The sequence below is a fragment of the Microbacterium sp. B35-30 genome, assembly GCF_010634855.1.
Classification (GTDB): domain Bacteria; phylum Actinomycetota; class Actinomycetes; order Actinomycetales; family Microbacteriaceae; genus Microbacterium.
Window position 1 is genome coordinate 1 of sequence record NZ_MWLQ01000057.1, and the last position, 9280, is coordinate 9280.

Sequence of the window (9280 nt, forward strand, 5' to 3'; positions counted from 1 at the left end):
CCGGTTTGCGGCATCCGGAGTCCCGCGATGTCCGGACCGCACCCGCTGCCTGGGCACGAGTGAGGCGCGCGGTCCAGGAAACGCCGGTTTGCGGCATCCGGAATCCCGCGATGTCCGGACCGCACCCGCTGCCTGGGCACGAGTGAGGCGCGCGGTCCAGGAAACGCCGGTTTGTGGCATCCGGAATCCCGCGATGTCCGGACCGCACACCGGTGGCGGACCGCATCCACCGGTGCCGGGACGCATCAACCGGTGCCGGGACGCACCCACCGGTGCCGGGCCGCACGCACCGGTGCGCGGTCAGGACCAGACGAAGCGGAAAGTCCCGGCGATGACAGCGGCGCCGATGGCGGCGGCCATGATCGCGGCGCCGCCGAGGAGCGCCACGAGGTCGCGCGGATGCAGGCGCGAGGGCCGCGACCAGGTGCGGGGGATGTCGGAACCGAAGCCGCGCGCCTCCATCGCCATCGCGAGTTTGGTGCCCCGTCGCACCGCGAACACGAGCAGGACGAACGCCATGGAGAAGAAGCGGCGGATCGCGCCGCTGTCGCCCACGCCGCGCGCGCGACGCGCGAGGCCCATGCTGCGCCAGTCGTCGAGGAAGAGGCCCAGCGTGCGCGTGCCGGCGAGCACCCCGAGCACGAACCGGCTCGGCAGCTTCGCGACCTGCGCGAGGGCGTCGGCGAGCTCGGTCGGATCGGTGCGACCGAACAGCAGGATCGTCGGCAGCGCGAGGGCGAGCACGCGCACGCACACTGCGACGGCCAGCGCGATCGAGTCGTCGCTGATCGTCGCGTACCAGAACGACCAGTAGACGGTCCCGCCCGGCTCGGCGTACAGCAGCATGCTGATGCCCGCGACGGGTGCGAAGACGAGGATGGGCAGCATCCGCTTCAGCACCGTCATGGCGCCGAGGCCCGTCAGCGGGATGCAGGCGAGCTGCAGGGCGATCGCGACGACGGCGCTCGTGACGTCGATCGAGGCGAACAGCGGCACCGACAGCAGCAGCGCGAGCGCGATCTTGGTGACCGGGTTGACGCCGTCCAGCCACGCCCTCCGCTCGGCCGCGACATCGTCCGCGCCGGTGCGCGGAGCGACGGCGGTCACGATCGCACCCGCGCCGGCAGCGTCCCCACGCCCCTACTGCTGGCCGACCCCACGCCCCCGAGATCGATGCGGTGCCCGCCGAGGTGGCGCAGCACGTCCTCGTCGTGCGTGACGGCGACGACGGTGGTGCCCGCGTCGATCTCGGACTGCAGCAGCTGCACGAGCTCGACCCAGCCGCGGCGGTCCTGCCCGAATGTCGGCTCGTCGAGCACGATCACCGGCGGCGCGTCGGCGAGTACGGTCGCCACCGAGAGGCGGCGCTTCTGTCCCCCCGACAGCGTGAACGGATTCGCGGCCGCCAGCGGCGCCAGGTGCAGGCGCTCGAGCAGCTCGTCGACGATCGCGTCGACCGCCGCCGGGTCCACTCCGCGCGAGCGCGGCCCGATCGCGAGCTCATCGCGGACGGTCGACGCGAGGAACTGGTGCTCCGGCTCCTGGAACACCGTGCCGATCCGCGTGAGCAGCTCGCGAGAGGTCCACCGCGACGGCCGGCGGCCCGACCGCCCGGCGAGCTCGGCGGCGGCCAGCACCTCGCCCGCCGCCTCCGGCAGCAGCCCGGCGAGGGTGAGCGCGAGGGTGGACTTGCCGGCGCCGTTGCGGCCGGTGATCACCGTGGCCGCGCCGCGCGGCACGCGGACATCGAGTCCGGCGCGCACGACCGTACGTCCATCGCGCGAGATCGAGAGAGCGGATGCCGCGACCGCCGCCGGCGCATCGGCCGGCGCCGCCGCCCGCACCGGCAGATCGACCGGGCGACCGGGCACCCACACCCCCGCCGCGGCGAGCGCCTCGCCGTGACGGGCGAAGACCTCGGCCGGCGTGCCGTCGGCGAGCAGCCCGCCGTCGGCGCCGACGACGATGACCCGGTCCATCAGGTCGGCCCACACCGCCGTGCGGTGCTCGATCACCACGAGCGTCGCCCCGCTCTCGCCGAGCGCGTGCTCGATGCTCGCGCGCACCTCACGGACGCCGTCGGGGTCGAGGTTCGCCGTCGGCTCGTCGAGCAGCAGCACACCGGGGCGCATCGCGAGCACCCCGGCCAGGGCGAGGCGCTGCTTCTGCCCTCCCGAGAGCGACTTCGTCGGCCGGGCAAGAGGCACGTCGAGCCCGACCGCCTGGAGCGCGTCAGCCACGCGCGCCGGGATGTCGGCGGCCGGCACCCCGAGGTTCTCGCAGCCGAAGGCGACGTCGTCGCCGACCTTCGACAGGACCACGCCGGCGTCGGGGTCCTGCAGCACCAGCCCGACGCGGCCGCGGTGCGCCTCCGCCCGCTCGCCGTCGACGAGGAGCGAGCCGGTCTCGTCGCCCTCGTCGGCGCCGCCGAGGAGGCCGGCCATGCCGGCGAGCAGCGTCGACTTGCCGGCGCCCGAGGCGCCGAGCAGCAGCACACGCTCCCCCGGCTCGATCGTGAACGAGACGTCGCGGACGGCGGGCGCCCGCCGTCCGGCGTAGCGCCACCCCCAGCCCGCCGCGGTGATGCGAGCCGGGCCGGTCGCGACCATCGTCAGACCTCGCGGCGCGCTTCGCGTCCTGCCGCGAAGCGGTTGAGCGCGCCGGTGGCCGCGAGCGCCCGCACCGCGAGCCAGCCGACGACACCGGCGAGCAGAGCGCCCGACACGATGAGCGACACGAGGTAGATCGCGTTGAACTCGAGCGTCTTGAGAATGTTGGGCGAGCTGCCGTAGAAGAGCTCGAACACCCAGGCGCCCACTGCCGCGCCGGCGCCGGCGAGCATGGCGACGGGGAGCGTGAAGCGGCGGTACAGGAAGGCGGCGAAGATCAGCTCGGCACCGAGGCCCTGGACGAGGCCCGACAGCAGGGTCGACACACCCCAAACATTGCCGATGAGCATCGAGACGATCGCGGCGATCACCTCGACGAGCAGTGCGGCGCCGGGCTTGCGGATCACCAGACCGCCGATCACGCCGCCGATCAGCCAGATGCCGACGGCGAGGCCGCCGAGGCCGGGCGTGAGGCCGTCCATGGCCGTGAACCACGCGTATCCCACCGTGTTCCAGGCCCAGAAGACGAGCCCGATGGCGACGCCGAGAACGGCGGCGACGACGATGTCGACGACCCGCCAGCGCAGGCTGCGCGCGCTCTGCGGAGTGGCCGCAACGGGGGTGGATGCGGACGTGGACGTGTGCATAAGAACTCCTCCCTGCGCCGGCATGATCCGGATCAGGTTCGACGGTCGAAGCGTGGGTCGCTTCCTCTCAGCCCGGCTCACCGGACTCCCGTGGTTGTGTGACGTCAGTATACCGCCGCGATGACGGGTATTTTGGGTGGATGACCCTCGACGACGCCCCTGTACCCACGCGCCGCGCGCGCCGGGCGCAGACCGGCGACGTGCCGATCGCTCCCGGGTCCCACCCTTCGGAAAGCGGCATCCTGACCGTCGCCACGGGCGAGACGGTCGTGACGCCGCCCGGCAGCAGCACCGCTCCGGACGACGTGCCGGCCATCCCGTCGACGATCGCCACCGTGCCGCTGGGCGATCCCGCTGCGACCAGCCCCACGGTGCCCGTGTTCGAGGCAGCGCCGGTGGTCGCGGCCGCTCCCGTGTTTCAGGCGGCGCCGGTGTTCGAGGCCGCGCCGCAGACGGGATCGGTGATCCCGGGGCTCGTCCCCGAGCCCACGGTGCCTGTCGCGACCTGGGATCCCACCGGTCACACCGCCCTCCCCGAGACCGCCGATGACCGGGTCGAGCGCGCCGCGACAGCCGGCGGTCGCATGGCGCTCACCTGGGTCGACGAGACGACCGTCGGCCGCGCCGCGGCTCCGGGCGATCTGGCGGCTGCCACCACCCCCTACGTCACCGTCGACGCCGACCTGCTGTCCGACGCCCCGCGACGCTCGCCGCTGCGTGCCGGTGTCGTCGTTCCCACGCTCGCGATCGCCGCGGTGTTCGGGGCCTACGCGGCGACGACGCTGCTGTGGCCGCTCCACGCCGTCGCCCCCACCGTCATCGCGATGGAGGTCCAGCCGATCGCGGCTCCCGCCGCCACGCCGGTGTGGCCCGCGGAGGGCAGTGCTGCCGAAGGTGTCGCCGGCATCTCGGGCACCCTCGCGTCCAGCGCCGATCCCGACGCGATCGCCAGCATCACCAAGGTCGTGACCGCGCTCGTCGTCCTCGAGGAGATGCCGCTGGCGCTGGGCGAGCAGGGCCCCGAGTTCCGCTTCACGTCGGCCGACCGCTCCCGCTACTGGCAGTACCTCAGCAACGGCGAATCGGCCCTCAACGTGCCGGTCAACGGCTCCCTCACCGAGTACCAGATGCTCGAGGGCATCCTCGTCGGCTCCGCCAACAACTACGCCGACCGCCTGGCGCAGAGCATCTGCCCCTCGGATGCCGTCTTCGCCTCGGCGGCGTCATCCTGGCTGGCCGCACACGGCGTGCCCGGTGTGACCGTGTTCGAGCCGACGGGCATGGACCCTCGCAACACCGCCAGCGCCGAGGCGCTCGTGGTGCTCGCACAGAAGGCCCTCGCGCATCCGGTGATCGCCGAGATCGTCGCGAAGCAGTCCGTCGACCTCCCCGGCGCCGGAAACGTCAAGAACACGAACGGCCTGCTCGCCGATCCGGGCGTCGTCGGCATCAAGACGGGAACGCTGGATGCCTGGAACCTGCTGTCGGCGAAGGACATCACGGTCGGCGACACGACGGTGCGCCTCTACGCCTCGGTGCTGGGTCAGCCCGACGACGAGGCCCGGCTCGCCGCCTCACGCGCGATCTACGCACAGCTCGAGGCGGAGCTGCAGCTGAAGCCCTCGGTCACGGCGAACACCGTCGCCGGCCAGGTCGAGACCCTGTGGGGCGACGAAGTCGACGTCATCACCTCGGGCGATGCGTCGGTGATCCTGTGGAACGGCGGCAGCGGCACGGTTACCCCTGCCTACGACCTCGACGAGAGCCGCGACGCGGGCGACGTGATCGGCTCGCTCACCGTCACCGGACCGCTCGATGAGACCGCCGTCGACCTGCAGCTCGCCGCCGACATCACCGAACCGTCGCCGTGGTGGCGGCTCACGCACCCGCTGGACCTGTTCGGCCTCAACGGCTGACGCCCCGCTCGTCAGCCGGCGGACGGATGCCCGACGACGCCCTTGCGCAGCAGTGCATCGCCGTACGTGCGGGTCTCGCCCGGTTCCCTTCGTCAGCGGATGAGGCCTTCGGCGGCCAGGTCGTCCCACAGCGCGCCGGGGATGTCGACCGCCATCAGCTCCGCGTTCCGGCGCAGCTGCTCGGGTCGGCTCCCGCCCACGACGACCGAGCGGACGGCCGGCTCCCGCAGCGCGAACTGCACCGCCGCAGCCGGCAGCGGCACGTCGTGGGCGCGACAGACGGCGACGATGCGCTGCAGGTGCTGCCACAGCGGCTCCGGCATCCGTCCGTACTCGTACCGGTCGTCGCGCGAGGGCTCGTCCTTCGCCAGCAGGCCGGAATTGAACACGGATGCCGCGACCACGCCGGTCTCGTGCTCGTGGCACGCGGGGAGCACCACCTCGGCGGCAGGCTGCTCGAGCAGCGTGTAGCGGCCCGCGACCATGATGAGATCGAGATCGGCGCTGCGCACGGCCGCGGCGAGCGCGTCGGCGGTCATCGAGCCGATGCCGACGGCGTCGACGGCACCCTCCGCGCGGAGCTGCTCGAGAGCCGGGAAGGCCTCCTGCAGCGCGAGGTCGAGGTCGTGGCGCTCGGGGTCGTGCAGGTAGAGGATGTCGATCCGGTCGAGCCCGAGGCGCTCGAGCGACTCGTCGAGGCTGGCGCGGATGCCGGCCTCGGAGAAGTCCCACTCGCGGCGCAGCGTCGTGCGCACGTGGAAGTCGGCGGCGAGGTCGAGCGCGCCGTCGTCGTGGGAGTTCGCACGGAGCAGTCTCCCCGCCTTCGTCGAGATCACGAACTCGTCGCGGGGCTTCGTCTGCAGGAACGCGCCGAGCCGCCGCTCCGAGAGGCCGAGGCCGTAGTGCGGCGCGGTATCGAAGTAGCGGATGCCGCTTTCCCACGCCGCCTCGAGGATGGCCCAGGACTGCTCGTCGGTGAGCTCGCGGAAGAGGTTGCCGATGTTCGCGGCGCCGTAGCCGAGGCGGGTCAGCGCGGGCGTGCGCGGCTCAGACGGCGACACGAGCGGCCTTCCACTCGTACTCCGCGCGGCTCGCGGCCTTCATCTCCATGCCGATCCCGGGTGCGAGCGGGGCGCGGTAGGCGCCTCCCTGTACATCGGTCGGCACGACGAAGTGCTCGTGCAGGTGGTCTACGTACTCGATCATGCGACCTTCGCGGCTGCCGCTGACCGCCACGAAGTCGAACATCGAGAGGTGCTGCACCGCCTCGCACAGCCCGACGCCCCCGGCGTGCGGGCACACCGGCACACCGAACTTCGCAGCGAGCAGCAGGTTCGCGATGTTCTCGTTGACGCCGCCGACGCGCGCGGCGTCGATCTGCATGACCGCGATGGCGTCCGCCTGCAGCAGCTGCTTGAAGATCACGCGGTTCTGGGCATGTTCGCCGGTCGCCACGCGCACGGGGGCGACGCCGCGGGCGATCTCGGCATGGCCCAGTACGTCGTCGGGGCTCGTGGGCTCTTCGATCCACGCGATGCCGAACTCGGCGAGCGCGTTCACCCAGGCGATGGCCTCCGACACCTCCCAGCGCTGATTCGCGTCGATCGCGATCGGGAAGTCGGGCCCGCACACCCCGCGGGCGACGCGCAGGCGGCGGATGTCGTCCTCGAGGTCGGCGCCGACCTTGAGCTTGATCTGGCCGAAGCCGTCGGCGATCGCCTCACGGCAGAGCCGCGCGAGCTTCTCGTCGGAGTAGCCGAGCCACCCGGGGCTGGTGGTGTAGGCCGGGAAGCCGCTCGCGAGCAGTTCGCGCTCGCGGTCGGCGCGGCCGGGCTCGGCGTCGCGGAGGATCTGAAGCGCGTCCTCGGGTGTCAGCGCGTTGGTGAGGTAGCGGAAGTCGACGAGCGCAACGATCTCCTCGGGGCTCATGCGTGAGAGCAGCTGCCAGAGCGGGAGCCCGGCGCGCTTGGCCTTGATGTCCCACAGCGCGTTCACGACCGCGCCGATCGCCATGTGCATGACGCCCTTCTCAGGGCCCAGCCAGCGCAGCTGCGAGTCGCCGATGAGCTCGCGATTCGTCGCCCCCATGTCATCCAGGAGCGGCTCCAGCTCACGACCGACCAGGTGCGCGGCGAGGGCGTCGAGCGCCGCGACCTGCACGTCGTTGCCCCGGCCGATCGTGAACACGAAGGCGTGCCCGTCGGCGCGGTCTGCAGTGTCCGTCACGATGCGGAGGTAGGCCGCGGAGTAGTCGGGATCGGGGTTCATCGCGTCGGAGCCGTCGAGGCTGAGCGATGTGGGGAATCGAATGTCTGTCGTCTCGAACGCGACGATGCGGCTCACGGGGCGGTCTCCTGCGGTTGCGGCTCGCGAGATCGAACCGCTCGCAGTGTAAACATCCGATGTCTATACTGTCAATCACGCCCCGCGGGGTGCGACGGCATCGACGCCACCCGCATCGAGAATTCAGGAGAGCAATGAAGTTCGCGCGCCTCGGCGAGTCCGGCAACGAGATCCCCGTCGTCCTCGACGGCGATCGTCGCCTGGATCTGCGCCCGCTCACATCCGATGTCGACGGCCGGTTCCTGGCCGACGATCCCCTCGGCCGCACTGCCACCGCGATCGCCGCCGGGCTCCTGCCCGAGCTGCCGGACGCCGACTCCCTCCGCATCGGCGCCCCCATCGCGCGGCCGAGCGCCGTCATCTGCATCGGCCAGAACTACGCAGCGCACGCGCGCGAGTCCGGCGCCGAGCCGCCGACCGTGCCCATCATCTTCTTGAAGACGCCGAACACCGTCGTCGGGCCGAACGACGCCGTGACGATCCCACGCGGCAGCGAGAAAACCGATTGGGAGGTCGAGCTCGGCGTCGTGATCGGCCGCCGTGCGGCGTACCTCGACAGCCTCGACGAGGTCGACGGGCATATCGCCGGCTATGTCGTCGCCAACGACGTCTCGGAGCGCACGTTCCAGATGGAGGTCTCGGGCGGGCAGTGGTCCAAGGGCAAGATCGCCCCCGGCTTCAATCCCACGGGACCGTGGCTGGTCACCCCCGACGAAGTCGACGCGCAGAACCTCGAGCTGAAGAGCTTCGTCAACGGCGAGCCCCGTCAGCACTCGAACACGAGCGACATGATCTTCGACGTGCGCACCATCGTGCACCATCTCTCGCAGTACGTGACGCTCGAGCCCGGCGACCTCATCCTCACCGGCACCCCGCAGGGCGTGGCGTTCGGCGGCAAGTTCCCGTATCTCAAGGCCGGCGACGTCGTCGACATCGAGATCGAGGGCCTCGGCGCGCAGCGCCAGGAGTTCACGGCATGGGAGAAGGCGCGATGAGCGGACAGCTGGACGGACTGGTCGCCGTCGTCACCGGCGGCGCCTCGGGCATCGGCGCCGCGATCGCGAGCGCGCTGGGCGACGAGGGCGCCGAGGTCGCCGTGCTCGACTGCGACACGTCGGGCGCCGACCCCCGCTTCGCCGCGTTCACCGCGGACGTGTCGGACCGCGCCGCCGTCGACGCCGCGATCGCCGCGGTCGGCGAGCGCTTCGGCCGTATCGACATCCTCGTGAACAACGCCGGCATCGGCGCGCAGGGCGACGTCGCCGCGAACGACGACGAGGAGTGGGCGCGCGTGCTGTCGATCAACGTCACCGGCATCGCGCGCGTGAGCGCCGCGGCACTGCCGTGGCTGCGGCGGTCGCCCACCGCGGCGATCTGCAACACGTCGTCGATCGCCGCGACCGCCGGCCTGCCGCAGCGCGCCCTGTACAGCGCGTCGAAGGGTGCGGTGCTGTCCCTCACGCGCGCGATGGCGGCCGACCACCTGCGCGAGGGCATCCGCGTCAACGCCGTCAACCCGGGCACCGCCGACACCCCCTGGATCGGTCGCCTGCTCGCCGGCGCGGCCGACCCCGCGGCCGAGCGGGCGGCGCTGGAGGCCCGGCAGCCGCACGGGCGCCTGGTGTCGGCCGACGAGGTCGCCGCAGCCGTGCTTTACCTCGTCAGCCCGCGTGCTGGGTCGACCACGGGCACCTACATCGAGGTGGACGGCGGGATGTCGCCCCTCCGCCTCCGCCCCGCCACCTCCTGAGTCGCGCCGATTCCC

Annotated in this window: 8 protein-coding genes and 1 riboswitch; of the genes, 3 read left to right on the forward strand and 5 right to left on the reverse strand. The window is 72.1% G+C overall.

What is annotated here, in order from left to right; all coding sequences use genetic code 11:
- Positions 1–300 precede the first annotated feature (300 nt).
- The 3 genes from B2K11_RS19800 to B2K11_RS19810 form a co-directional block, all read right to left on the reverse strand.
- Positions 301–1107 (reverse strand): energy-coupling factor transporter transmembrane component T, encoded by an 807-nt coding sequence (locus B2K11_RS19800; RefSeq protein WP_163620816.1) that lies wholly within the window; start codon positions 1105–1107, stop codon positions 301–303.
- Entirely contained in the window at positions 1104–2609 is a 1506-nt protein-coding gene (locus B2K11_RS19805) for an ABC transporter ATP-binding protein (protein WP_163620817.1), read from the reverse strand. Before B2K11_RS19805 ends, B2K11_RS19800 begins: the two co-directional genes overlap by 4 nt.
- Before the next feature lie 2 nt (positions 2610–2611).
- Positions 2612–3256 carry an ECF transporter S component gene (locus B2K11_RS19810; protein WP_163620818.1) on the reverse strand — a complete coding sequence of 215 codons (645 nt, stop codon included), beginning with the start codon at positions 3254–3256 and terminating at the stop codon, positions 2612–2614.
- Positions 3247–3358: riboswitch (TPP riboswitch) on the reverse strand. It overlaps the preceding gene by 10 nt.
- Positions 3359–3396: 38 nt before the next feature.
- Here B2K11_RS19810 and B2K11_RS19815 point away from each other — a divergent pair.
- Positions 3397–5172 carry a D-alanyl-D-alanine carboxypeptidase gene (locus B2K11_RS19815; RefSeq protein WP_163620819.1) on the forward strand — a complete coding sequence of 592 codons (1776 nt, stop codon included), beginning with the start codon at positions 3397–3399 and terminating at the stop codon, positions 5170–5172.
- 92 nt (positions 5173–5264) lie between these two features.
- On the opposite strand, the gene B2K11_RS19820 is transcribed toward B2K11_RS19815, so the two are convergent.
- Both B2K11_RS19820 and B2K11_RS19825 read right to left on the reverse strand, forming a co-directional pair.
- On the reverse strand, positions 5265–6233 hold the full coding sequence (locus tag B2K11_RS19820) for an aldo/keto reductase (protein ID WP_163620820.1): 969 nt from the start codon (positions 6231–6233) through the stop codon (positions 5265–5267).
- Complete coding sequence (locus B2K11_RS19825; RefSeq protein WP_163620821.1) at positions 6220–7515, reverse strand: enolase C-terminal domain-like protein; 1296 nt, start codon at positions 7513–7515, stop codon at positions 6220–6222. Before B2K11_RS19825 ends, B2K11_RS19820 begins: the two co-directional genes overlap by 14 nt.
- Positions 7516–7649: 134 nt before the next feature.
- Between B2K11_RS19825 and B2K11_RS19830 the strand changes: the two genes are divergently transcribed.
- Together B2K11_RS19830 and B2K11_RS19835 are read left to right on the forward strand one after the other, a co-directional pair.
- The gene (locus B2K11_RS19830) at positions 7650–8510 is read left to right on the forward strand and encodes a fumarylacetoacetate hydrolase family protein (RefSeq protein WP_163620822.1); all 861 of its coding nucleotides are present in this window, start codon (positions 7650–7652) and stop codon (positions 8508–8510) included.
- Positions 8507–9265 carry an SDR family oxidoreductase gene (locus B2K11_RS19835; protein ID WP_204260209.1) on the forward strand — a complete coding sequence of 253 codons (759 nt, stop codon included), beginning with the start codon at positions 8507–8509 and terminating at the stop codon, positions 9263–9265. Before B2K11_RS19830 ends, B2K11_RS19835 begins: the two co-directional genes overlap by 4 nt.
- The last annotated feature ends 15 nt before the right edge of the window (positions 9266–9280 follow it).

What these genes read in the sequence shown, in the direction of transcription:
- B2K11_RS19805 (WP_163620817.1), bottom strand. Translation starts at nt 2,609, where the DNA reads ATGGTCGCGACCGGCCCGGCTCGCATCACCGCGGCGGGCTGGGGGTGG.
- B2K11_RS19810 (WP_163620818.1), bottom strand. Translation starts at nt 3,256, where the DNA reads ATGCACACGTCCACGTCCGCATCCACCCCCGTTGCGGCCACTCCGCAG.
- B2K11_RS19815 (WP_163620819.1), top strand. Translation starts at nt 3,397, where the DNA reads ATGACCCTCGACGACGCCCCTGTACCCACGCGCCGCGCGCGCCGGGCG.
- B2K11_RS19830 (WP_163620822.1), top strand. Translation starts at nt 7,650, where the DNA reads ATGAAGTTCGCGCGCCTCGGCGAGTCCGGCAACGAGATCCCCGTCGTC.
- B2K11_RS19835 (WP_204260209.1), top strand. Translation starts at nt 8,507, where the DNA reads ATGAGCGGACAGCTGGACGGACTGGTCGCCGTCGTCACCGGCGGCGCC.